The following is a 24175-nucleotide window of genomic DNA, read 5'->3' as shown; positions in this document are numbered from 1 at the left end:
GATCAGATCCGGCTCGCCTGGGCCGCAGGCGGCCGCGTGGCGAGGATGGCGTCGGTGACGATCTTCGCCGTCTCGGCGCAGGCCTGCGTGCCGCCATTGCCGTATTGCTTGACCGCATCGCCGACGCACCACAGGCCCTCGATGCCGGTCTCGCGCGGCAGGTCGTAGCCGGCGCAGCTCCGTTGCGCCGGCCAGTCGCCGCGCATCACGCGGATGGAGAGGATCTTGGCCTGATCGAAATTGCTGAACTGCTCGCGCAGATCGGCCAGTGCGAGCGCAATTTCGGCATCGGAGTCGAACACGCCGAGCGCGGGAACCGGCACGGCATAGGCAACATAGAGATGCCAGCCGGGCGGCGCGAGCTCGGGGCAGGTGGCGGAGAGGTTCGCCATGTTGCACAGCCGGCGCGTCTTGCCGAACGTCACGATACCGGGATGGTTCAGCAGCGGCTCGCGGCTCGCGACATTGATGACGATGTTGGCGGCCGGACGAAGATCGTTCCTGACTCTCGTGACATAATCAGCGGGGAAGGCGGTTTCGCCGGCAAGCGCGACGGTTGTCTTCGGGCCGGCATTGCTGATGACGAGATCGGTGTCGATCCGCGTCGGCTTGCCGTCCCGGAGCAGAGTCACGCCGCTCACCTGTCCGTTCGTCGTGTGGATTTGGGTGGCCGGTGTGCCAAGCCAGACCTCGCCATTGCGCCCGACCGCCGTCGCAAGGCTGTTCCAGACGCCGACTGTCCCTTCCGGGCAGAAGCCGAACTTCTTGAAGGCGCCCTTGCTGGTGAAATAGGTGAGGAAGGCGCGAGCCGGCAGCTCGGCCGCATTGCAGGCGAAGATCGCCGCACAGAGATTGCGGAAGAGCGCATGTACGGTGGCGTTGCTGGTGTAGCCCTTCAGCCAGTCTTCGGTCGATTGCCGGCCGTCGGGCAGATTGCCGGAGCGGGCGTCGGCGAATTTCTCGAGGATGCGGGAGGCCTGCTTGGTCAGTTGCCCGAGCAGGAGCGACCAGCCGCCGCGGCCGACGTCGATCAGCTTGCCGTCGATGAAGAAGGAGCTTGCCGGCTCCGGCGCGCGAATGTCGAGCGGGACGCCGACGGTGCGAAACGTCTCCTCGAACACGCCGCCGAACTCGATCGCGATCGCGCCGATATTGACCTTGAAGCCGTCGATTTCCTCGGTGGAGGCGCGGCCGCCCAGCTTGTCGTGATCGTCGACCAGGACGGTGTAGAGCCCGGCATGCGCCAGCCGCGCCGCAGCGCACAGGCCGCCAGCGCCGGCACCGATCACGACAGCATCGACCTTCCGACTGTCCACGCACAACCTCCCTGATGCCGCCGGGTTGGTCCCGCGTGCCTGAATTGCTTGCCTGACGAGATCGGACGATATTATAATCCGACCGGCCGTTCAAATTATTTTTTGATCTGGATCAAATTTTTGGACGCCGTGGCTACGGTTCTGGTGGACTTGTGTCCGCGGGTTGAGCGCGATGGCCGAAGCGGTTGTATAGAGGAGCGGGTCGCCGGATTCGGCGGCGTTCGTTTGAGCGAGAGAGGCCGATGGCGCGGACGCGCTCCGAGAACTACGACGACATCCACCGCGGAATCATCGTGGCGGCCCGCGGCCTGTTCGCCGAATACGGCTATATGCGCGCCTCGATCGCCGATCTTGCCGAGGCGTGCAAGCTGTCCCGCGGGGCGCTGTATCACTACTTCGAGTCCAAGGAGGCGATCCTGTTCGCAATCCTGGACGAGCACGTGCGCCAGATGATCGCGGACGTCGAGAACGCGATCGCGAAACATGCCGAGACGCCTGATCAGTTTCGCGCGGCGATCCGTGCCATCGTCGATCTCAACGCGCGTTCGCCGCAAGAACAGCGCCTGATCCTCAACGATCTCACGTTCCTCGCCGAAGACGACCAACAGACGATCAAATCTCTGGAGCGCCGGATTGTCGATCTGGTTTCCGGCCTGCTGCTCCAGCTCGATAATCAGGGCAAGATCGTCAAGCGGACGCGGAAGGTCTACGCCATGATGCTCTTTGGCACACTGAACTTCAGCCACACTTGGTACGATCCCAAGGGAGGGATCGGGCCGGCAGAGTTCGCGGACATGATCGTGGATCAATTCCTGTATGGGATCGCAAGTCCCGTTGTGTCACGGCATCCCGCGATATCCGCGCGCTCTGCCAAGTCCTAGCTGACCCGCCAACGCCACAATGGTCAAGGCTGAGCAAGCGAGGTGATCTTCAGGTACTTCACCTTTCTCTGCTTCTCCAGCTGAGATATCGATTGTTGGAGCTAGCTCAACTTGCGCACGATGGATTGGAGCGAGAGTTCAGTCTTTTTAATTAGGGCCCCGCACCACATCCTTGTTGAGCTTCGCTCCCTAGGTAATGGACAAAGGTTTCGCTACTTGGCTGCAATTGGATATCGATTGCTGGAGCTAGCCCAAGCTTGCCCATGATGGACTGGAGCGCGAGTTCAAGGTTGTCAATTTCTTAGAAGGCGGTGTGTGCACAACGTGTGCAATGGAGATCAAGAAAAATCTCATGATGGCCAATGTCACACGGCTTCCCGACGGGCGTCATTGGTCGGCGGACGCCCGTATGCCGATTTAGGAGTTTTGGCCAGACCACGGAAACGACGCTTCCCGGCTTGCCTGCAAGACGAAAGGAGCGGCAGGCAGCGAGCCAAACAGGGACAATCTGATTCAAGCGAACATTTGTTAGCGCCATGCCTGCGCGCCTGATCTGACGATACTTAGTCGTCATTCGGCAAGAGCGGAAAGTCTGCGCGACGTTCGATGGAGGCAGGCGACAAGCCCGTACGCGAAATGCTGCGCAGTGACGTGCGAAAAGCACTTGGGACGATGTATCGGGCAGGTAGATAGGTGAGTTCGCAAGAGGCCGTCCCAGTGCTGGGTCGCGCCACAAGCTCTATCTTGAGCGCGGCAAACCAATTGGGGCCAGGCGCGCCCTTGCCATAGAATCCGATATAGCAGCAGACCGCAGTCGTGCTTCCCCCACGAGCGAGCGTAAATCTATTTTCTGCCGTCGGCGGAAGCAAAAAATTCTAGCGCAAGTTCAAAAACGCAGCGGACTTAGCAGATGCACAAATCTTGGCAGTAAGGGGCGGTGAGATGACGAATGATATGAGCCGGCGGGGATTTTGCATCGGAACCCCCGGATTGGGCTTCAGCCATTTCCTCACGTGCGCTGGCCCGAGCCGTTGACGGCACGGTCAAGCTCGCCTCTTTGCGCCGATGAGCGTTCCCAACGCGCGATACGGCGCGTTTTCGCTACGCGGCGCTGAGATGGCGGCGAAAGAAATCAATGTTGCGGGCGGCGCGTCCACTCACCAGCTGCGCTTGGAACCCCACATGCAAAGGCTCGACGGCTCGAAACCGAACTGGCGCGGCCGGTGCGTGTCCTCGTCCTCGATCTCGTCCACGCCGATCGAATATTCGAACACCATGCCATCCGGGCCACGGAAATAGAGGAAGCGCGCGCCTGATGTCGGATGACGGCCGGGGCCGAACACGATCGGCACACGCTGCTCCGACAAATGATAGTAGGAGCGCAGCACGTCGTCATTGCTCTCGACCTGATGATTGACGTGGTGCACGCCAGCTTTCGGTCCCGGTGCCAGGGCGATCGTGTGATGGATGGCGTTGACCCGCATAAGCGCGACGTCGCCGATGCGGTCACTGACGCGTGCGTTGCAGACCTGGGTCCAGAACCGCTCGTCCCGCGCGGGATCTGTCGTGAACAGGCCGACATGGCTGAAGCCGGTGATGCCGGCGTCGCGGGACGCGAAATAGCGCTTGCCGCTGCGGTCCGGCCGTACCACCAGCTCGATGTGGTTGCCGCTCGGGTCCTTGAAGCCGATGAATGCCTTGACCTTGCGCGACGCGCATTCGCCCGCCGTTCCCGCATGCACGGGGTGGCCCAACTGGTCCAGCGTCGCCGCCGCCGCATCGAGCTGGGCCTCGTCATCGACTTCGAACCCGACGGTCTGCTCGGCGGGATCGCCCTCGAAATAGCACAGCGTATGAGCACGGTCGTCGGAGCGAAGGTAGAGCGCCTTCCCCGATTGTTCACCGACCTGCAGGCCAAGACACTTGGTCGCGAAACTTTCGGCGTCCTCGAGGTTCGACGTCCCGAAGCGGACGTATGAGAGATCCTTGAGCTCGATCATGTGTTTTTCCTCGGTGGACGTCAGTTCAACCGGCTGGCGCCGGCTGCATTTCCGCGATGTCGATGCACCGGCTGCCCCATTCGCAGAGCGAGGACGCTTCAGGCGTAAACTGCCGCGGACGATGATCGGGCTGCAAATCCTCGAGGCCGTAGCCATAGCAGAAAATGTAGCCTTCCGGCCCGGCAAACCGGACGAACATCTGCCGCGAGGCCGGCTCGCGTCCCGGGCCGTGCACGATCCTGATCTGCCGCTCCTCGACGAAGTAGTTGTTTTGCATAAGGGCATCCATGCTCTCGACCCCGTAGCAGACGTAGACGAGCCCGGCTCGGTCCGATGGGTAGAGCGCCACGCGATGATGCATTTGATCGATCCCGAGGTAGGCGATCTCGCCGACCCTGTCGGTAATCCTGGCACCGAGAATGGCGGTCCACAAATCGAGATCGTCCTGCATCGCGCGGCTGCGCAGACCGACCCCCTGCAAACCCGTGACGCCGGCGTCGCGGCTCGGAAAATAGCGGCGGCCGCTCAGAGCGGGCCGCAGCACCAGATCAATCTCGTTGCCGCTGGCGTCCTCGACAATCAGTGCGCGGCGGACGAAGCGCTGGGCGCACTCATCCTTCGATGCCTCGCGCGTGGACAAGCCGCGGCTCGCCAGCGCCTGCGCGATGCGCTCGAGCTCGCGATCGTCCGCGATCTCGATGCCGATGCTCGGCTTCTCGGCGCCGCCGGCCAGACAAAGCGTATAGTAACGCTGGTCGGAGCGATAGAGGAAGGGCTCCAGATCGCTCTTGACGTGCTGCAGACCAAGAATCTTGGTGGCGAAGGCCGCCGCCGGCTCCGGGGCTTGCATCGCGAGCCGGACGTAGCAGAGCTGGATCGCTGGGCCGCGTGGTGATGCAGGCGGCTGCTTCGTCGCTGTCATTTCTGCTTCCCCGATCGCTTGGACTTCAAGGCCGCGATGTGCTGGCCGACGATCATGCGCCAGGCGCCCATCAGTCGCGTGAACTGCTCGGGATCGTTCTCGATCAGCGTTCGCACCGCAAATCCGCGGACCACGCTCAACGTCAGCGCGAGAATGTCGCTGGCCGACTGTTTGGGCAGACCCGATGCAATCAGCGTATCCAGCCAGGCGGCCTCGATCGAGAAGCGGATCTGGCGCGTGAACTGCGAGGTCTCGTGCCTGAGCCGGCGCGTGCTCTCGTCGCTCATGGCGAGCGCGAGCCCGATGAAGAAGTGATCCCCGAAGAAATAGTCCTTGGCGTCGTCCATGATTTCGCTGATCAGATCGCCGCTGCTGCGGGCCAACCGGGCGCGGCGCGTGCTTTGCGCGAAGGTCATTTCATTGACGTAGGTCATGAGCTCCACCACGAGAGCGTGCTTGCTCGGAAAATGGTGGAGCAGGGCCCCGCGGGAGACCCCGGCCAGCTTGGCGACTTCGATGGTCCGCAAGCCGCCGAATCCGTCCTTCCGGATCAGCTTTGCTGCGGCCTCGAGCAGGAGCTTGCGCGTGGTCTCGCTGCGCTCAGCCTGGGTCCGACGCGGGGCATAGGTCGGTTCGGCCGAGCTGTCGCGGCGCGAGCGGAGCTTCTGGCGCGGGGCGGGCGCCTTCAGTATTCGGGCGCCGGACTGGTCGGCCGGTTTGGGATCCTTGGTATTCGACATGGGCACTCTCTTCGGGATCGGAGACGTCTTCGCCAGCGAGCCGGCGACCACTTCCGTCACAGCATCGTGCTGCCGCCATTCACGCTGATGACTTGGCCGGTGACGAACGACGCCTCCTTCGAGGCGAGGTAGCATACCATCGACGCGATCTCGTCCATATCGCCGGCCCGGCCCATCGGGACGACATCGACAAATCGTTGCAGCGCCTGCGCCGACATCAGCGTGGCCTTCTGCACTTGCGGCGTATTGACGATGCAGGGTGCGACTACGTTGAAGGTGATGCCGTCCTTGGCGAACTCGCGGGCGAGGCCCGTCGCGATAGCATGCACGCCTCCCTTGGCGGCATTGTAGGCGGCGTGGTCCCACAGGCCGTTGCGGACCGAGTCGGCGCCGATATTGACCACCCGGCCATACCCCTTCTCCTTCATGACGGGAACGGCGTGCCACGTGCACCACACCGTCGTCCACAGATTGCGGTCGATGGTCGTGCGTAGGGTGTCCGGCGTATGTTCGAGGAAAGGCTTGATGATGCCGCCGCCGGCATTGTTCACGAGCACGTCAAGCGTTCCATGGGTGTCGACTGCCGTGCGGATGAGGGCGCCGGCGATCTCCTCCTTCGAGAGGTCGCCGGCCTTGATCGTCGGCTTCTCATGCCCGCTTGCTGCGATATCCCGCGCCACTGCGTCAAGCTGCTTGTCGTCGACGTCCGACAGGACAAGGCGAGCGCCGCCTTCGGCAAAATGCCTAGCGATGACGGCGCCAATTCCGCTGGCGGCGCCGGTGACGACGACCACCTGGTTGGTAAAACGAGCGTTCATCCACTGTCCGTCAGGTCAGAGCACGATGCTGATGCGGCCTGAGGGGCGCAGCCCCTCGCTGCCGAGCAGGCAGCGCTTCTCCCGGATCTTGAGGCCCTCGCCATCGGTCGCAAGCTTGTAGTTGCTGGTCCCGAAATAGAGATCAGTGGTGCCGTCCTTGGTTCGCAGCGTCTGGAACACGCAGCTCACGTCGATCTCGCGCTCGGTCCGGCCACGGATGCGGACGTTGCCGACGATCCGGCTTGTCCTTGAATGCGGGAATTCGGCGTGAGCGGTTCGCTTCATCAGCCGCTTGACCCGCTCGCCAAGCCGGACGCGGTCGTCGGCGATATAGAACAGGCTGGTGTCAGGCGATGCGTCGGGCGCGAGGTCGGTGCAGGGCACCTCGTATTTGGCGTCCTCCGTGAACAGCGTCAGCCATTCAGGCAGTCGCCATTGATCGAGCAGGTCGGCTTCGGCGAACAGAAAGTCCTCGACGTCCGAACGGTTGACCGCGTTCATGCTCCGCCTCCTCAAGCCGCAACGTCTTTGATGTTCGGGACCGGCCCCGGAAACATCAGGCGATTCCACTGCGTCCAGAACGCGCGCATCTGCAGCTCGTCGTTGTGCGATGGGTTCTCCTTGCCCATGCCCTTCGAGATGTCGTTCCACAACGCTTCTTTCGAATTCTTGAAACCGCGCTGGCAATGCTCGAGGGCTTCAGCGTCGTCCGGCGTCGCGAAACCGCCGGGTCCCAGGAATTCGAGGAAATTGTTGAGGCGGTATTTGCGCGCCCATGTGGTCTCGTCGTTCGGCGCGAGCGCCCAAGCGTTGATCACCATGTAGTCCGGGGCCATTGGGAAATAGGTCCTCACCGTGAGGGCCATGATGTCGTTGACGACGAGGTTGGGGAAAATGAACAGGTTGCGGTTTTTCAGCGCGATGCGGTCGGCGCGGTCCTTGCCGTGCTGCGCCACAAGCTTGTCGTACAGCCGGGTAATTTCTGTCTTGCCGGCCTCGCCCCATCCGGGAATCCATTGTGCGACGGGACGGCCCCACGGCGCGCCATACTCCAGCACGGCATGTCCGCCGCCGAGATCGTATCCAAAGCCGCCGCCGGTGCCCGAGCTCATATTGTCAGTAGTGTTCATCAGGATGTCGAAATAGCTCGCATGCGTCGTGACCGCGTGGTAGCCGTCGATACTGTTCTCGGTCAGCAGCTTCCAGTTGGCGCGGATCGAGTATTCCTGGCTGCCGGCCACGATCGACATGCCCGCGTCGGTCTGATCGCAGATGACGTCGAGATACTCCTTGGCGTTGCCGAGATATTGCTCGAGCGACACGATATTCGGGTCGAAGGACACGAAGTTGAAGTCGCGATAGCTCTCGTAGCGCGGCACCGGCTGCATGTTCGAGGTGCTGCGAGACTTGAAGTCGTCGGGATAGGATTCCTCGCCCGGCTGGCCCCGCAACTTGCCGTCAGCGCTGAAAGTCCAGCCGTGGTAGAAGCACTGGAACGATTTGGCGTTGCCCTTCCGCTCGCGGCAGACCTGGGCGCCGCGATGCGGGCAGGTGTTCATCAGGGCGCGAAGCCGGCCCTTCACGTCGCGCGTGAACAGGATGTTGCGGCCCGCTACGGTGCGGGTGATGAAGTCGCCAGGCTTCGGCAATTCTGAGGAGTGGCCGAGATAAAGCCAACATCGGTCGAAGATCCTCGCCTTCTCCGCCTCGAATATGTCGTGATCGACGAAGTTGCGGCGGGCGACCTTGAAGATTCGCTGGACGGGATCCACTAGCAAGGCCGGCTCGGCACTGTTCGCATCCATGGCGTTTCCCTTCGATGTCACGGGCCGCCTTGGCGGTCCCGACGCTTTAAACGCGTCTTGACTCAAGATTAGAAACAATCAATCCTGTTTGTAAAGTAAAAACACGATCGCTCTGAGCGCGGGCAGCCGCGGACACATCGGTGCGGCGAAGCAGCAGGGAGAAACGCGGTGGGCGCCGTGATCGATGTTCACACCCACGTCGTGCCTTCGCGTCTTCTGGCGGATTCCGCCCGCGACGCGCGCTGGCCGAGTATTCAACTCACCGGCGGCGACCAGGCCGCTGTAATGATCGCCGGCAAGGTCTTCCGCAAAATCGACTCGCGCTCCTGGGACGTCGAGCGGCGGCTATCGGACATGGTCGACGAAGGCATCGACATGCAGGTGCTCTCGCCGATGCCGGAGTTGCTGTCGCATTGGCTGCCGCCGCACGACGCGGAATACCTCGCCGACATCATGAACGCGCAGATCGCCGGAATGATCTCGCGCGCACCGCGCAATTTCGCCGGCATCGGAATGGTCTGTGCGCAGGACGTTCCACGCGCCGTTCGCCAGCTTACCACACTCAAGGCGCTAGGGTTTGCCGGTTTCGAAATTGGAACGCACATCGACGGCGTCGCGCTGGGAAGTAGAACGCTGTTGCCACTCTACGAGGCCGCGGAAGCGATGGATCTCACGATCTTCGTCCATCCGCTGCATCCCGCCGGCGTCGAGAGGATAGGGGCCGGTCCGGAGTTCGGTGCGGTTGCGATATTCCCGCTCGAAACCGCGCTTGCCTCGGTGTCTTTGCTGGCGGCAGGCATTCTAGAGCGGTTTCCACGCCTGAGGGTCTTACTCAGTCACGGCGGCGGGGCGCTGTCCTGGATCCTGCCGCGCCTCGATGTCGGCTGGTCGCTGGGTCTCAAGGGCCAGATGCAGCAGGAGCCCTCGAAGATCGCCAGAAAATTCTGGTACGACACCATTCTCTACGACGCCGCGTCGTTGTCGTTCCTGGCCGAATCCGTCGGAAGCGATCGCATCGTGGTCGGGTCCGATTACCCATTCACGATCATGCAGCGACAGCCCGGCGCGTTCGCCCATCGCGTGCTGGACCCGGCCGTCCTGACGGAAAATGCCTTCGGCGTTCTCGGCAAGGTCTACGACGTGAAGGGATTTTCGGGCGCGGCCGACGCAAAGTCCGGAACGCTACGGGCGCACTCCCATGACTGAGTGCAGATCGCTCCCTCAGATGTGTCTGCTCGGCCCGGTGCCGCCCCGGACGCCGGGCCGGAGCGATGCCCAAGTGCCGTCGGATCTGAGCCGGGGCGCGAGCCGGTACGGCCGGATCCCCTTCGTCTATTTCTATCATGAGGACGCGCAGGACGATCCAGCGTTCGGCCTACTGGACATCGAGATCGCGATCCAGCGCCGCGCGCCCGGGTCGTTCCAATTCGAGATGTATTGCATCGGCGACGGCTATCAGAGCGGGCAAGGATCGAGCGATCCGGAGCCGCTCGCGATCGAATTCCGCGCCGGCGATCGCACCCTCGCCAGGATCGAATGGTCGTATCCGGCCGTTCTCAACGGTCACATGGACGCGCTCAGCTTTTCGGCGGCCGTCGAGATGAGCGACGCGGACTTTGAAGAGACCGATAATGTGGTGCTTCCGTCCGTCCGTGCCGAGGTGACGATATTCCTCGAATAGCACGTCGGACTGATGACAAAAACAAAAGAGAGCGCGTCCAGGGGTCGCAAGATTGTGGGGAGAACATGACATTCAAGTTCACACGCCGCCGCGCGCTCGCGCTCACCGGGTCCGCCATTGCCGCGCCGCTCCTGTGGCGGCAGGCGCGAGCCGCCTACGACGAGGGCGTCACCGACACCGAGATCAAGCTTGGAACGACGGCGGCGTATAGCGGCCCGGTTTCGGCGATCGCCTCTTACGGCGAGGCACAAGTGGCCTATTTCAAGATGATCAATGATCGCGGCGGCATCAACGGTCGCAAGATCAATTTGATCTCGCTCGACAACGCATTCTCTCCGCCGAAGACGATCGAGCAAACGCGAAAACTGGTCGAGTCTGATGGCGTCTTCGCGATTGCGGGAGCTTTGGGCACGCCGACCAATGCGGCCGTTCAGAAGTACCTCAACTCCAAGAAGGTCCCGAACCTGTTCTTCACCTCGGGATCGGAGCGGTTTAATGACCCCGCGAACTTCCCGTGGATCGTTCCGCTATACCCCTCTTATGTCGCGCAGGGGATGATCTACGGGCGCTTTCTGCTGGAAAACAAGCCGGACGCGAAGATCGGCGTGCTGTTCGAGAACGACGACCTCGGCCGGGATTATCTGCGCGGCTTGAAGCAGGGCCTCGGCAGTAAAGCTCAGACTATGATCGTTGCTGAGAAATCCCACGAAGTCACGGATCCCACCATAGACAGCGCCGTCATCTCGATCCAGGCGGCCGGTGCGGATACGTTCATCCAGTTCACCAACCAGCGTTATGCTGCGCAGGGAATCCGCAGGGTGGCGGTCTCGAACTGGAAGCCGCTTCAGATCATCGCCTCCAACGCAGCCAGCATCGCGCAGACGCTGGTGCCCGTCGGTCTCGAGAATTGCAAAGGTATCTATTCCGCGCGCTGGGAGAAGGCGCCCAGTGACGCGGCCTTCGCAAACGATCCAGGAGTCGAAGATTTCAAGAAATTCGTTGGCGAATACATGCCAAAATACAATCTGGAAGATCTCAATGCGGTCCCCGGTTACAATTGCGCCTGTGCGATCGCCGAAGTGCTGAAGCGTTGCGGCGATGAGCTGACGCGAGAGAATCTCTTGAAGCAAGCGACCTCGCTGAAGGATCTTTCGCTGCCTTTGCTTCTGAACGGAATCAAGCTCTCGAACTCGTCGACGGACTACGCCGCCTTTCACGCCATGGAACTGATCCAGTTCGACGGCGAGAAATTCGTCGGTCAGGGCGATGTCATCCAGATCTAGATCAACCTGCAAAAGTGGCGAGCTGACAATGGACCTCGGAATTCGTGGACGCACCGCGCTGGTCTGCGCGGCGAGTAAGGGGTTGGGACGGGCTTGTGCCGAGGCGCTTGCGGCCGAGGGGGTCAACTTGGTGCTGACGGCGCGGGGCTCTGACCTGCTTGAGCAGGTCGCGGCCTCCATCCGTCAGAAGTTTTCCGTGACGGTAGCCGCCGCCTCCGGTGACATCACCACGGAGGCCGGACGCGCGGCGGCACTGTCGGTGTGCCCCGGGCCGGATATCCTCGTCAACAATGCCGGCGGCCCGCCGGTGGGCGACTGGCACAGCTTCGAGCGGGGGCAATGGCTGGCGGCGGCCGACAGCAACATGGTCGCGGCGATCATGATGATCCGTGCCGTGATCGACGGGATGGCCGAACGCAAGTTCGGCAGGATCATCAACATCACCTCGGCCATGGTAAAGCAGCCGCACGCAGCTCTGAGTCTGTCCGTCGCGGCGCGGATCGGGCTGACCGGGTTCACCAAGGCGATCGCAGCCCAGTACGTCGGCGCGAATGTGACGATCAATAGTCTCCTGCCCGAGCAGTTCGAAACCGACCGGCTCCGCTCCAACATCCAGAAGCTGACCGCAAAAAGCGGCCGGACCCTGGACGAAGAGGTCGCCGCGTCCGCCGCTGGCAGCCCGGCGAAGCGCATGGGGCGTGTCGAGGAGTTTGGCGCCGTCTGTGCATTCTATTGCAGCACCCATGCGGGCTACCTGACTGGCCAGAACGTCATGCTGGACGGTGGGCGCTATCCCGCCGTTTTCTAGGATCGCGATGAGCACGACGCCGGACGATCACGCGCCGCACGGATCCCTCCGCTTGCAAAGTTCAAAGGAAAGTCCTGGAAATTGCTGGACGGGACGGGAATGTCGGCCAGCGCGAGGTAGATCGATGGCCGAGACGCGGGTTGCGCCAATCCAGACGACGTGCTCTCCATATCGCTCATTTGGCCTCGCAGCCGGTCATCTGGCGCGCGATCGTCACGAACGGTCGACGACCAGATTGTGCGGTTCGCTCCGCCAGACCAGGGAAAACGGAACGGTCAGCGCTGGCGACGCGACGGGGCGTGCGGCAACGCCGTTCGGAACGAGGCCCGCCAAGGATACAGGCCATCACGAACTAGACCCAGCCGGGCCAGACTTGGCCGATAGCCTGGCCATATCCTGGTGAAGGCTCGTTACCCATCAGAAATTTCGCAGTGGCCGCGGTCGAGCACGAGGGTTTGCCGCTCGACCGCCCATGCGCGAAAGCGTATCCCCTCGGGTCTCCTGAACAGCTCAACCCGAATGGTGTCGCCGGGGAATGCCGGCGAGACGAAACGCACGGCCATCGTTCGCAGGCGGTGAGGCGCGTGCGGCAGGACGAGCTTGAGGATTGCGCGGCAGGCGATGCCTAGCGTGTTGAGGCCGTGGGCGATGGGACGGTCGAAGCCGGCGCTGCGCGCGAGTTTGGGATCGGCGTGAATCGGCATGTAGTCGTGGCTGGCGAGCCGGTACAGCAGCGCGGCCTGTCCCAACGTGGAATAGTCGATCGCGTGATCCGGGGGATCCCGAGAGGAAAATGCGGACAAGGGGGCCGGTACGTCTCCGAAATTGCCGCAGCCACCGTCGTCCCGCAAGAAATTGGCGGCCGTCAGGCTCGCCAAGGGCGTTTCGGTCGCGGCGTCCTCGATCTCCGTATCGAAATATAGCACCGCGCCACGGCCGGCACCCTTGTCGGCCACCGCTCTCACCCGATGCGAGGCCCTTATCGTTGCGCCAAGGGGAAGAGAGCGATGAAGTTCGAACCGTTGCTCGCCGTGGAGTACGCGGGGCCAGCTGATCTCCATTGCCGGTTCGGCGATCCAGAGGGGCGGCCAACCGAGGGTGACGCACATGCTCGGCACAGGTCGTTGATCGCGGCCTTCGTAGATGTAAGGCAGTTCCTCTTCGTCCGTCGGGTCCATTCCCATTCCCAGGCTCAGCGCATAAAGCGCGGCGGACCGCCAGTCGTAGGTTTGGAAGATAGGCGGGAAATGGCGCGCCGTGACGTTCTCGAGGTTCATCCTGTCGTCCTCTGCAAGGCCGGTGAAGCTAGGTGAGAATATTGGTTTATATGCGTACCGATTTGTACTCGCCAGACTGTGTTGTACTGCGACAAATCCTCAATGCACCGCAAAAACCGCCAAGAATGCGACAAAACATCGTTTGCGCGGAACGCCGAGATATAATAAAGAAGTGTACCAGTTTTGGGGCGACCCCTTCAGCTGGGAAATATAACGACGGTGCCGGTCCGTTTCGACAAGGCGCAAAGGGAGGCCAAATTGCGAGAGGAAGAACGCGCGCCTTCGGCGCGGTCATTGAGCATGTGCGACGGTGCCGCCCAGCGTTCTGAGGCTCTACTTTGATCGCGCTTCTCATCGCCAATTCCTTGGCGCTCGCCTCTCTCCTGATCATGCTCGCGAGCGGTCTGGCATTGATCTACGGATTGCGTGACGTCATCAATTTCGGACATGGCGCGCTCTATATGTTGGGTGCGTACCTTGGCTACACCGTCGCCAAGGTGACGGGGTTCTGGCTCGCGCTGCTGATCGTTCCGATCCTGCTGGCCCTCGTCGGGATCGTTCTCGAATTTCTGGTATTGCGGCCGCTCAAGAGCCGTTCACACATCGAAGTCGCGCTCGTGACGCTCGGTCTCGGTATCATTCTCGGTCAGATCATTATCTTCATCTATGGCGGCGAGGCGCGCAGCATTGATGCGCCGGCGATCCTGTCGGGATCAGTCACAGTGTTGGGCCTGTCCTATCCCGTGTACCGCGTGTTCCTGATCCTGATGGGGCTAGGGTCCTGCGTGTCGCTGGCTGTCTGGCTGAGATTCACGTCCTCGGGCCTGTTTGTCCGGGCCGTCAGCCAGGATCCTGGCGTCGCTCGCATGATGGGGATCAATTCCGATCAGCTGAGCTTGCTGGTCACCAGCCTCAGTGCGGCCTTCGCTGGAATCGCTGGCGTGTTGGCCGGTCCGTATCTGTCGATCGATCCGGGCATGGACATCGTCATGATCGTCGATTGCCTCATCATCGTGGTGATTGGCGGCACCGGCAGCATCGCGGGAGCGATCATTGCCGCTCTGCTGTTCGGCTTCGTCCAGGTTGCGGGCTCGGTATTTCTGCCGAATGTGGCAGCGCTGGTGCCCTATGTGCTGCTCATGATCGTGCTGCTGATCGCGCCCGGCGGGATCGGTCGGGGAAGGGTGTTGAATTGACCAGCGGAACCCCTGTTCAGAAGAATCTGCGTGAGGTCACGATGTTGGGGCACGCGAGTTCGTCCTTTCGTGTGCCAGCTGCGATCGTTGCAGGCGCGATCCTGTTCGGCCTGGGAGGCGTGTTGCCGGGATATCTCGCGAGCGATTTCACGCTCAAGCTGGCCAATGAAGGCCTGCTTTTGGGCTTGCTCGCATTGAGTGTCGCCTTCCTGATGAGCGAGGCCGGTCTCGTAGCGCTCGGTGCGGCCAGCATTTACGGCGGCAGCGGATATCTGTTCGCGCTCGCGATGAGCGAATGGGGCATGAGCCCGGGCGCTGCGATCGTCTTCGCTTTTCTAGCGGTGGTCGCATATGCGGCTGTGCTTGGCGCATTGATCGTCCGCACCAATCCGCTCGCCTTCATGATGTTGACGCTGGCTGCCGGCGAAATGATCAGGCATGTCGTGATGCTGGAAGCCGTGCACGATTATACCGGCGGCGCCGACGGCCTCGTCGTCAGCTTCAAGGGGACGATTTTGGGCATGCAAGCGGCCGACTTCGCCAATCCGCAGCATTTCTGGCCGATCGGCTGGACCGCAGTGTGGTTGATAGGAGTGACGCTCTGGAGCGTCTCGCGGTCGAGGCTCGGCGCGACGCTGCGCGCGGTCCGTCAGAACGAGGAGCGCATGCGCTTCTCCGGGTTCAACACCTATGTCCCGCGAGTCGTTGCCTACATCCTGGTCAACGCCGTCGCTGCGGTTTCCGGCCTGCTTCACGTCCTGAACGCCGGCTTCGTGTCGCCGGAAAGCCTTGGTCTCGGGGTGAGCACGAATGCGCTGGTCGCCGCGCTCATGGGCGGCACCGCCGGATCGGTCGGGCCCTTGGCCGGCGGCTTGATCTTTGCGTTCGCGCAGGATGAGTTCGGAGCGCGGGGCGCAACGCAGTTGCTGACCGGTGTAGCGATCGTGCTCTTCATCGTGGTGTTTCCGCGCGGAGTCGTCGGAGGTCTCGTTGCGGCCGTGCGACGCGTCTTGCCGGGTATCGATCGTCCGCGAGGGAAGACCTGAACATGCTGAAGATCGAGGGACTATCGGTCAACTATGGCTCGCTTCGAGCGCTTGCAGACGTCGATCTCGACGTGCATGATCAAGGCGTCCTGCATGGGATCATCGGCCCGAACGGAGCGGGCAAGTCCACCTTGCTCGACGCGGCCTGCGGCCGGCGGCGTCCCACCGCCGGCTTGGTTCGCTATCGGGGAGAGGACATTACAAAGCGGTCGGTGGCCTGGCGGCGACGCAATGGCATGTCGCGCTCGTTCCAGCGCACGAGCATCTTTCCCGACCTGACCGTCCGAGAGCAGCTTGAGCTGGTCGCCGCGCATCTCGGTGACGACCGGCTGGACGACATCATCCGCCTCATGGATCTAGGGTCCTATCTCGATCAGCAGGCCGGCCGGATCGCATACGGCGTGCAGCGCAGGGTCGACGTCGCCTTGGCGCTCCTCGGTCGGCCCAACATCCTTCTCATGGACGAGCCGGGCGCGGGCTTGTCGGCGGTCGAAACCTTACGGCTGTTCGAACATCTTCGCGCGCTCGTCAGCGAACAGAAGATTGTTGCCGTGGTCGTCGAGCATGATGTCGAAGCCGTGTTCGCCTGCTGTGGCATGGTTACGGTACTCGACCTCGGACGGCATTTGGCCACCGGGACGCCCGCCGAGATCCGCAAGGATAGCCGAGTGATCGCTGCATATCTTGGGAGCGCGGCATGAGCCTGCTCCGGATCGAAGCGTTGTTCGCCGGCTACGGTGCATCGACGGTGCTGCACGGCGCCGACCTGACGATCGAAGCCGGGGAGTCGGTGGCGGTTGTGGGCCGCAACGGCGCCGGAAAATCGACTCTGTTGCTCTCCCTGTTTCGGGAAACGAACGTCACCGGCGGCGCGATTTGGGTCGGCGACACCCGCATTGAGCGGATGCCAGGATATGCGGCCGCCAAGCTGGGCATCTCGATCGCGCCCCAAGGACGCCGGCTCCTGCCGAATCTGACCGTCAGGGAAAACCTGCTTCTCGGCAAGGCGACCGGCCGGGCCGGGCCATGGGACCTGCGCAGCATCTTCAAGCTGTTTCCGGTTCTGGAGGAACGGGCCGGCCAGATGGGAACGATGCTCAGCGGCGGTCAGCAGCAGATGCTGGCGATCGGCCGCGCACTGATGGCCAACCCGAACTTGCTTCTGCTCGACGAGCCCTCGGAGGGGCTTTCACCGGTGCTCGTCGACGGCTTGGTCGATACCTTGATCGACATCCGCAAGGCCGGCACGGGCGTTCTTGTGGTCGAACAGCATTTGAGTCTCGTGAAACGAGCAGCCGAGCGCTTCGTGATCCTCTCCAAGGGAGAGGTTGTCGGGGCGGGACCGATCGAGCTGATAGGCGCCGCCGAAAACCAGGCGCTCATGGCCTTGTAAGGCGAGCAATCAATCATCAGAAGAGGAGGGAAGCATATGAGAAGTTTCGGTCAATCTGTCCTTCGGTCGATCCAACTGGCGACGCTCGGTGCCACCTTGGGTCTGGTCGCCGGGGCAGCATCGGCGCAAGAGTCCGTGAAGGTCGGCGTCCTCTTGATCGACAGCGGTCCACTAGCTGGCCTTAAGGAAAGCCAGACCAACGCCGTCAACCTCGCGATCGAGCATGTCAACGCGGCGGGCGGCGTCATGGGAAAGAAGCTCGAGGCTGATTTCATCACCTATCCCGGCACCCCCGATACAGCGGTCGACGGCGCGACGAGAGCGATCCAGAAGAACGGAGCCGTCTTCATCACCGGCATGGACACCTCGGCCGTTTCGCCGGCGCTTGCTGCCAAGCTGCCGGCGCTGAAAGCATTGATGCTGGAGGTGTTCGCCCAGGCGGATGGCCTCACGGGGAAGGGCTGCTCGACGAACCTGTTCCGCGTCAATGTGAGCGACTCCATCATCATGGGAGCGGTCAAGGACTTCCTGAAGACGCAGGGCGTCAAGAAATGGGACATTCTTGCGGTTGACTACGCAGCCGGACGCGACGCCGCGGACAAGTTCAAGACGCTGGTCGCCGGCCTCGGCGGTTCGGTCGGAAAAGTCCTGTTCGCGCCGTCCGGAACGGCCGACTTCGGCGCGAGGATCTCGGAGTTGGGCAACGATCCAGCGGAAGGGCTCTTCGTCACCATATTCGGAAGCGATGCGATCAACCTTGCGAAGCAGCAGCAACAGTTCGGCCTGTTCAAGAAGTACAAGATGGTGCTCGGCAACTCGTTCGTGATTCCGCAGGTGCTTCCTGCGATGGGTGAATCCGTGCTGGGCGTCTATCAGCCGCTTGGCTTCGTGCCGGGTTTTCCGGGCGCGAAGGCAGAAGCGTTCGTCAAGGCCTGGAAGGAGAAGTACAACGGCCAATTGCCTCCCTATACCGCTGCCGACCAATACGCTGCGATCGAGCTGATGGCTGCTGCCCTCAACAAGTCGAAGTCAACCGATGTCAATGCCTTGCGCTCCGCGCTCGAAGGCCTGAAGGCCACGACAGTTCTGGGTGATGTCGAAATCCGGGCAGGAGACCATCAAACCATACGTCCGATGGCCATCAACCAGATCGTCACCGGTTCTGAAGGCAAGCCCACCTATGAGATCAAGAAGATCGAGGCCGGCTCCGATATCATCCCGGCGGTCGATCCCGCCTGCAAGATGTGACCGACGACAGAAAGCCCGCGGTGTGCAGCCGCGGGCTTTCACCAATGGTTTCAAGTCTGGAGCGAGATCTTTCCAAACTGAGAACCGGCCGCCAGGCGAGCACAGGCGGAGCGGATGTCAGCCATCTCGAACGTCTCATCGGTGACAGGCTTGATCAGCCCGCGGTTGAAGACGTCGAGCAGCTGACGAAACTCGCCGACGCTGCCGCCCGTCGAGCCGTACACCTCAAGCTGCCGAATGAAGAGGCGCTGCAGATCTGCGGAGGGATTTGAGCCGCTCGTCGCTCCGCAGGTGACGATCCTGCCTCCCCGACGAAGCGACTTCAGAGACTCGCCCCAGCTCGACTGCCCGACGGAGTCGATCACCATGTCGACGCCGCCGCCGCTTAGTTCCAGTATTGAGCTGGAAACCGGGTCCCTGGTGTAGTTGACCCCGCCCGAGGCACCCAGGGACATCGCACGTGCGATTTTCGCATCGCCCGAGGATGTAACGTAGACGCGAGCTCCCACGAGAAGGGCGAGTTGAAGGCAAGCGACAGCGACCCCTCCGCCGATGCCGACAATGAGAGCGCTTTCGCCCGGCTGAAGTGCGCGCTTGCCGAAGATCATTCGCCATGCCGTCAGATGCCCGACCATCAGCGACCCGGCCGAGGCCAGGTCCGCCTCGTCCGGCAGCTCAAAAAAGCAGCGATTGGGCATGGCAACATATTGGGCGAAGCCGCCGTGGCGATGCTCTCCCATCAACCGCGCGCTGACGCAGAGCGGCTGGTCGCCGGCCTCGCAATAGCGGCACTTGCCGCAGAATGCGACGGAGTAGAGGATCGCCTTTGCGCCCCTGCGCAATCCGCTGCTGGGCTCGGTCTCGACGATTTCGCCTGCGGCCTCGACGCCGAGGACCTGCGGGAGCGTATGCGTAATGCCAGCGCCGTTGTCGCGCATGTAGAGATCCACGCGATTGAGCGACGATGCGGCAACCTTCAGGATCGACTCGCCCGGCCTCGGAGCGGGGTCAGGAAACTCACGCCAGCTCAGACCATCTGCTCCGCGTCGCTCTAGAACTGCTGCCTTCATTCGCGTCTTCCCTGTCCGGCTTTCGAGATCTTCTTCGTATTAGGATGCTAGTGTACCAAAAATGAAAGCACGAAAGTTGCGGCGCCGCCATAACAACCGCCTTCCACCGAAATAATCGAGCTTGCTAGCCGAAGAAAAGATAGTAAACTAGCACATCAAATAAGCCCGTAGTCGCGGGGCCTTGGTTGGCTAAGGGAGGATAGCATGGGGTTCGATGCAGCGAAGCACGCGCAGTCGATGCGATCGCAGGGCTTCTGGATTGACAAGAATTTCGACGAGTTTCTCCAGGCCAGCGTGACCTCGACGCCGGACAAGCTTGCGCTGCTGGCCTACCGGGCGGATCGTCCCAATGAGCCGGTCCGGCTCTCTTATCGTGAGTTGGCGGACCGGATCGCGTGCGCGGCATCTTCGCTGAAGCGGCTTGGGATCGGACGGGGCGACGTGGTCTCGGTGCAACTGCCAAACTGGTGGGAGTCCGCCGTCATCGCGCTGGCTGCGTTTCGGGTCGGCGCTGTCGTCAACCCCCTGATGCCGATCTTTCGCGAGCATGAACTCAACTACATGCTGGGATTTGCCGAGACCAAGCTGCTGGTCGTCCCCAAGTCGTTCCGGGGCTTCGATCATGAGGAAATGGCGCAGGCCCTGAAGGCGGCGCAGCCGAAGCTCGAGCATGTGATCGTCGTCGACGGAATGGGAGCCAATAGCTTCCGTCAAGCGCTGCTCGCAACGGATGAGCGCCTCGAAGCGCCTCCTCCAGGTGAAGTCGGCGCGCTTCCGCCCGATCAGATGGCGGTCCTGATGTTCACGTCGGGAACGACAGGATCTCCCAAAGGCGTTATGCACTGCTTGAACACGCTCCTGGCATGCAACGTCGCCCTCGCGGGACGTTTTGGTCTTGGCAGCGACGATACGATGCTCGTGTGCTCGCCCCTCGGGCACATGACGGGTTTTGCGGCGGGGATGTTGCTTGGTCTGAAGATCGGTGCGTCCGTGATCTTCCAGGATGTCTGGGAACCGTCACGCGGTGTGTCGATCATGTCGGAGAACGGCGTTACCTATTCGGCGGGTGCCGCCACGTTCTTGGCCGACATGTGTGAGGCGGTCGCGGCGGGGGCGCCAAAACCGGAGAAGCTGCGCAAATTCCTTTGTGCCGGCGCGCCCATTCCTCCTGCCTTGATCGATCGCGTCTATCGCGAGCTCAGTCTGAAGGTCTGTTCGCTCTGGGGGATGACGGAATCACTGTCAAGCACGCTGACAGAGCCGGAGCGGGCACTCGAGAAATCCTCCAAGACCGATGGTCGTCCCTTGGATGGTGTCGAGGTGAAAGTCCTGCGGCCGGATGGCTCTTCCGCTCCGGTCGGAGAGACGGGGGCGCTCAAGGTCCGCGGTGCCCAGATGTGCCTCGGCTACTACAAGCGCGAGGATCTCAATCCCTTCGATGCGGAAGGCTGGTTCGACACCGGTGATTTGGCTTTCATGGACGAGGAAGGCTACATCCGCATCAACGGCCGCTCCAAGGATATCATTATCCGTGGTGGCGAGAACGTGCCAGTCCTCGAAATCGAGAACCTTTTGTTCAAACATCCATCGGTTTTATCTGCCTCGATCGTCGGATATCCGGACGAGCGGCTGGGAGAAAAGGCCTGTGCGTTCGTTGTCCTGCGGCCGGGGCAGACTCTCGATCTTCCCGGTCTTCAAGACTACATGGCCGGAAACAAGGTCGCGAAACAGTACTGGCCCGAGCGCATCATTTTCATCGACGATCTGCCGCGCACGCCCGCCGGCAAGGTTCAGAAGTTCCTGCTGAAGGAAAAAGCGAAGGAGTTCGTCGACGGCGCTCAGAAGGCGAGCGCATGAGCGGGCGCTTCTCGGGCCGCGTCTGCGTCGTGACCGGGGCGGCACGGGGCATCGGGTTGGCCATTGCCGAGCGCCTTGGAAGCGAGGGAGCGCACCTCGCCTGCGTCGATGTCAGCGCGCACAGGTTGGGACCCGCGGTCGAGGAGCTGCAGTCCAAGGGCTTCCAAGCCCGGGCCTACACGGCCGATGTCGGAAAGCGCACAGAGGTTCATTCCGCGTTCGAGGCTATCCAGCGGGATTTTGCATCGCCGATTGCGTCGCTGATCAACAACGCTGTATTCGCCAGGTTTCAGCCGCTCGATCAAATCGATGCCGAGACGGCCGAGAAAATGCTCGGGGTCGGCCTACTTGGCCTGATCTGGACCACGCAGGCAGCTGTCCCACAAATGGTGCAGCGGGGCGGAGGATCGATCGTCAATCTGAGCTCGATCGCAGCCGAACATCCGACCAAGGATGCCATCGCCTATGCCGCGGTGAAAGCCGGGGTGGTCGGGCTGACGCGAGCGTCGGCTGTCGAGCTCTGCGCGCGCAACATCCGCGTCAATGCGATTGCGCCCGGAATGATCGGGACCCCTGCCTCGATCGCTCAATACGACGACACCACGATCGCCAAGAGGCGTGTCGAGATGCCGATGGGCCGCTTCGGCGAGCCGGAGGAGATCGCGGCTCTGGCCGCTTTTCTTGCCAGCGACGAGGCGAGTTACGTCCAGGGAGCGTCGGTCACGGCCGACGGCGGATGGACTGTTCCCAGCAGATAGGAGCGCCACGATGAAGCGGCTGGAGGGCAAACGTGCGGTGGTCACCGGGGGCGGCAGCGGTATCGGGCGCGCCAGCGCCATTCGCTTCGCGCACGAGGGCGCCTTGGTTCTGGTCGTCGGGCGGGCCAACAATGCGGAAGAGACCGCGGCCTTCATCAATGCAAATGGCGGAAAGGCAGCGGCGATGATCACGGACGCTTCGGTCGAGGCGAATGTCGAAGCCATCGTGTCGCGGTGCGTTTCTGATCTCGGCGGACTTGAGGTCTTCTTCGCCAATATCGGCGTGACCGGAACAAATACGCCGCTGCTCGAGCAGACCACGGAGGAATGGAGCGAAGTCTACCGGATCAACACCATCAGTTGTTTCCTGGCGATCAAGTACGCGGGCAGGCACATGGCGGCGCAGGGCTATGGATCGATCATCCTGACGTCGTCGGCGGCATCTCTGCGGGCAAATGCCGGCGCGATCTCCTACAGCGCAAGCAAGGCGGCCGTGAACAATCTCGCGCAGACCGCCGCCAATGCCCTTGCCGGGACGGGCGTGCGCGTGAATGCCGTACTGCCCGGACTCGTGGAGACCAAACTGACCAGCAAGGTCTTCGAAGATGCGCGGTCGCGCGGCATCGAGGGCAAGCTCGGCCATGTCACGCCGCTTAAGCGCCCCGGGCGCGCGGAGGAGATCGCGGCCGCGGCCGCGTTCCTGGCGAGCGACGACTCATCCTATGTCGACGGCCAGTTGCTGTCGGTCGACGGCGGCGTCAGCAGCACACATCCATACGGGCGGATCGCACTCCCGAACAAATAGCAAAAAGGAAGGAAGCAGGGCCATGGATTTCGAATTGCCGCAGGAGATTACCGACAAGCTCGCGGAGCTTGATGCGTTCATCGAGGCCGAGATCAAGCCCCTTGAGCGCGACAACATGCAGTTCTTCGACCATCGCCGCGAGAATGCGCGGACCGATTGGGACCACGATGGCCGCCCCCGCGCCGAGTGGCGCGCGCTGATCAGCGAGATGGAACGCAGAGCGGACAAGGCAGGGCATCTGCGCTACGGGCTGCCCAAATCCTGCGGCGGGCAGGCCGCTTCCAACCTGGCGATCGCCGCCATTCGCGAGCACCTCGCGGCGCGCGGGCTCGGACTGCACAACGATCTGCAGGATGAATCCTCGATCGTAGGCAACTTTCCGATCATCCCCGCGCTCGCCGATTACGGCAGCGAGGAGCAGAAGACCTATATCGAAGGGATCATCACCGGCAAGAAGCATCTGTCCTTCGGCCTGACCGAGCCCGGACACGGCAGCGACGCAACTTGGCTGGAAACCAATGCTGTGAAAGACGGTGCGCACTGGGTCATCAACGGGCGCAAGCGGTGGAATAGCCAAGTTGCAAGAGCCCATGCCAATCTGATCTTCGCGCGAACCTCGGGAAAGCCGGGCGATGCCAAGGGTATCACCGCGTTCGTCGTCCCGACCGACGCGCCTGGCCACAATGTCCTGTACAACCATTGGACGTTCAATATGCCGAGCGATCACGCGGAGACCGAGCTGAAGGACGTACGCGTGCCCGACAGCGCAATCCTTCACAAGGAGGGCGAAGGGCTCGTCGTCGCTCAGCGCTTCGTGCACGAGAACAGGATTCGGCAGGCGGCCGCGAGCGTTGGCGCTGCGCGCTACTGCATCCAGGAAGCGGTCAAATACGCCAACAAGAGAAAGGCCTTCGGTGAGCCCCTCGCCAAGAAGCAGGCGGTTCAATTCCCTCTCGTTGAGCTGTGGGCGGAATACCAGATGTTGCGGAACTTCATCTTCCGCACGGCTTGGCAGATGGACAGGCAGAATCCGCTGCAGATTAGCGACATGGTTTCGATCTGCAATTTCCGCGCAAATCGCCTCTGCTGCGAGGCGGCGGACCGTGCCATGCAGGTCCATGGCGGTATGGGGTACAGCCGAGCCCTGCCGTTCGAGCACATCTATCGTCACCATCGTCGCTACCGGATCACGGAGGGGACCGAAGAGGTCCAGATGCGGCGCGTGGCCCAATACTTATTCGGCTTCAGCGGCAAGCGCGCGAGCTGACCGG

General features: G+C 62.2%; 23 protein-coding genes. 14 read left to right on the top strand and 9 right to left on the bottom strand.

Translation table 11 applies throughout. The features are described from left to right. Positions 1 to 2: 2 nt before the first annotated feature. Complete coding sequence (locus AC1RQP_RS17795; RefSeq protein ID WP_239622986.1) at positions 3 to 1316, bottom strand: phytoene desaturase family protein; 1314 nt, start codon at positions 1314 to 1316, stop codon at positions 3 to 5. Positions 1317 to 1558: 242 nt separating this feature from the next. Here AC1RQP_RS17795 and AC1RQP_RS17790 point away from each other — a divergent pair, with 242 nt between their 5' ends. Beyond that, positions 1559 to 2197 (top strand): TetR/AcrR family transcriptional regulator, encoded by a 639-nt coding sequence (locus AC1RQP_RS17790; protein WP_239622987.1) that lies wholly within the window; start codon positions 1559 to 1561, stop codon positions 2195 to 2197. A 1157-nt stretch (positions 2198 to 3354) separates the two neighbouring features. Here AC1RQP_RS17790 and AC1RQP_RS17785 read toward each other — a convergent pair. From AC1RQP_RS17785 to AC1RQP_RS17760, 6 genes are read right to left on the bottom strand one after another with little or no spacing between them, the layout of a single operon-like run. Further along, positions 3355 to 4197: a VOC family protein gene (locus AC1RQP_RS17785; protein WP_459606344.1), complete on the bottom strand. Its 843-nt coding sequence runs from the start codon at positions 4195 to 4197 to the stop codon at positions 3355 to 3357. 25 nt (positions 4198 to 4222) lie between these two features. Continuing rightward, positions 4223 to 5119: a VOC family protein gene (locus AC1RQP_RS17780; RefSeq protein WP_459606345.1), complete on the bottom strand. Its 897-nt coding sequence runs from the start codon at positions 5117 to 5119 to the stop codon at positions 4223 to 4225. Beyond that, positions 5116 to 5859, bottom strand: a complete 744-nt coding sequence (locus tag AC1RQP_RS17775; protein ID WP_459606346.1) for a TetR/AcrR family transcriptional regulator — start codon at positions 5857 to 5859, stop codon at positions 5116 to 5118. The genes AC1RQP_RS17780 and AC1RQP_RS17775 overlap by 4 nt, the downstream gene beginning before the upstream one ends. Positions 5860 to 5915: 56 nt before the next feature. Beyond that, on the bottom strand, positions 5916 to 6677 hold the full coding sequence (locus AC1RQP_RS17770; RefSeq protein WP_492937926.1) for an SDR family NAD(P)-dependent oxidoreductase: 762 nt from the start codon (positions 6675 to 6677) through the stop codon (positions 5916 to 5918). A gap of 15 nt (positions 6678 to 6692) precedes the next feature. Further along, a complete protein-coding gene (locus AC1RQP_RS17765) occupies positions 6693 to 7178 on the bottom strand; it encodes an aromatic-ring-hydroxylating dioxygenase subunit beta (protein WP_061879133.1) in 486 nt (161 codons plus the stop codon). An 11-nt stretch (positions 7179 to 7189) separates the two neighbouring features. Further along, the gene (locus tag AC1RQP_RS17760; protein WP_492937925.1) at positions 7190 to 8482 is read right to left on the bottom strand and encodes an aromatic ring-hydroxylating oxygenase subunit alpha; all 1293 of its coding nucleotides are present in this window, start codon (positions 8480 to 8482) and stop codon (positions 7190 to 7192) included. A gap of 168 nt (positions 8483 to 8650) precedes the next feature. On the opposite strand from AC1RQP_RS17760, the gene AC1RQP_RS17755 reads away from it, so the two are divergent. The 4 genes from AC1RQP_RS17755 (at position 8651) to AC1RQP_RS17740 (ending at position 12254) form a co-directional block, all read left to right on the top strand. Further along, positions 8651 to 9688, top strand: coding sequence for an amidohydrolase family protein (locus AC1RQP_RS17755; RefSeq protein WP_492937924.1), 1038 nt, complete (start codon positions 8651 to 8653; stop codon positions 9686 to 9688). Between the two features lie 73 nt (positions 9689 to 9761). Then, on the top strand, positions 9762 to 10163 hold the full coding sequence (locus AC1RQP_RS17750) for a hypothetical protein (protein WP_492937923.1): 402 nt from the start codon (positions 9762 to 9764) through the stop codon (positions 10161 to 10163). Between the two features lie 65 nt (positions 10164 to 10228). After that, on the top strand, positions 10229 to 11446 hold the full coding sequence (locus tag AC1RQP_RS17745; RefSeq protein ID WP_492937922.1) for an ABC transporter substrate-binding protein: 1218 nt from the start codon (positions 10229 to 10231) through the stop codon (positions 11444 to 11446). A gap of 28 nt (positions 11447 to 11474) precedes the next feature. Next, the gene (locus AC1RQP_RS17740) at positions 11475 to 12254 is read left to right on the top strand and encodes an SDR family NAD(P)-dependent oxidoreductase (RefSeq protein ID WP_492937921.1); all 780 of its coding nucleotides are present in this window, start codon (positions 11475 to 11477) and stop codon (positions 12252 to 12254) included. A 410-nt stretch (positions 12255 to 12664) separates the two neighbouring features. Here AC1RQP_RS17740 and AC1RQP_RS17735 read toward each other — a convergent pair whose 3' ends face one another. Further along, a complete protein-coding gene (locus tag AC1RQP_RS17735; RefSeq protein ID WP_492937920.1) occupies positions 12665 to 13531 on the bottom strand; it encodes a MaoC/PaaZ C-terminal domain-containing protein in 867 nt (288 codons plus the stop codon). A gap of 338 nt (positions 13532 to 13869) precedes the next feature. Between AC1RQP_RS17735 and AC1RQP_RS17730 the strand changes: the two genes are divergently transcribed. From AC1RQP_RS17730 to AC1RQP_RS17710, 5 genes are read left to right on the top strand one after another with little or no spacing between them, the layout of a single operon-like run. Continuing rightward, the gene (locus tag AC1RQP_RS17730) at positions 13870 to 14727 is read left to right on the top strand and encodes a branched-chain amino acid ABC transporter permease (RefSeq protein ID WP_061879125.1); all 858 of its coding nucleotides are present in this window, start codon (positions 13870 to 13872) and stop codon (positions 14725 to 14727) included. Positions 14728 to 14768: 41 nt separating this feature from the next. Next, positions 14769 to 15773, top strand: a complete 1005-nt coding sequence (locus AC1RQP_RS17725) for a branched-chain amino acid ABC transporter permease (RefSeq protein ID WP_492937919.1) — start codon at positions 14769 to 14771, stop codon at positions 15771 to 15773. 2 nt (positions 15774 to 15775) lie between these two features. Beyond that, positions 15776 to 16474, top strand: a complete 699-nt coding sequence (locus AC1RQP_RS17720; protein WP_492937918.1) for an ABC transporter ATP-binding protein — start codon at positions 15776 to 15778, stop codon at positions 16472 to 16474. Further along, positions 16471 to 17166: an ABC transporter ATP-binding protein gene (locus tag AC1RQP_RS17715; RefSeq protein ID WP_061879122.1), complete on the top strand. Its 696-nt coding sequence runs from the start codon at positions 16471 to 16473 to the stop codon at positions 17164 to 17166. The genes AC1RQP_RS17720 and AC1RQP_RS17715 overlap by 4 nt, the downstream gene beginning before the upstream one ends. A gap of 36 nt (positions 17167 to 17202) precedes the next feature. Continuing rightward, on the top strand, positions 17203 to 18414 hold the full coding sequence (locus AC1RQP_RS17710) for an ABC transporter substrate-binding protein (protein WP_459606356.1): 1212 nt from the start codon (positions 17203 to 17205) through the stop codon (positions 18412 to 18414). A 50-nt stretch (positions 18415 to 18464) separates the two neighbouring features. On the opposite strand, the gene AC1RQP_RS17705 is transcribed toward AC1RQP_RS17710, so the two are convergent. Beyond that, positions 18465 to 19484 (bottom strand): zinc-binding dehydrogenase, encoded by a 1020-nt coding sequence (locus tag AC1RQP_RS17705; RefSeq protein ID WP_492937917.1) that lies wholly within the window; start codon positions 19482 to 19484, stop codon positions 18465 to 18467. Positions 19485 to 19688: 204 nt separating this feature from the next. Here AC1RQP_RS17705 and AC1RQP_RS17700 point away from each other — a divergent pair, with 204 nt between their 5' ends. The 4 genes from AC1RQP_RS17700 to AC1RQP_RS17685 are packed head-to-tail and all read left to right on the top strand — an operon-like array spanning position 19689 to position 24171. Further along, on the top strand, positions 19689 to 21341 hold the full coding sequence (locus AC1RQP_RS17700) for an AMP-binding protein (protein ID WP_492937916.1): 1653 nt from the start codon (positions 19689 to 19691) through the stop codon (positions 21339 to 21341). Continuing rightward, entirely contained in the window at positions 21338 to 22099 is a 762-nt protein-coding gene (locus AC1RQP_RS17695) for an SDR family NAD(P)-dependent oxidoreductase (RefSeq protein ID WP_492937915.1), read from the top strand. Before AC1RQP_RS17700 ends, AC1RQP_RS17695 begins: the two co-directional genes overlap by 4 nt. A gap of 10 nt (positions 22100 to 22109) precedes the next feature. After that, entirely contained in the window at positions 22110 to 22904 is a 795-nt protein-coding gene (locus AC1RQP_RS17690) for an SDR family NAD(P)-dependent oxidoreductase (RefSeq protein ID WP_492937913.1), read from the top strand. Between the two features lie 22 nt (positions 22905 to 22926). After that, entirely contained in the window at positions 22927 to 24171 is a 1245-nt protein-coding gene (locus tag AC1RQP_RS17685; protein WP_492938417.1) for an acyl-CoA dehydrogenase family protein, read from the top strand. The last annotated feature ends 4 nt before the right edge of the window (positions 24172 to 24175 follow it).

Source organism: Bradyrhizobium sp. GW821-FHT13H06, from assembly GCF_058803975.1.
Note: the sequence above shows the minus strand (reverse complement) of the source record. Positions and strands in the feature narration are given on the sequence as shown.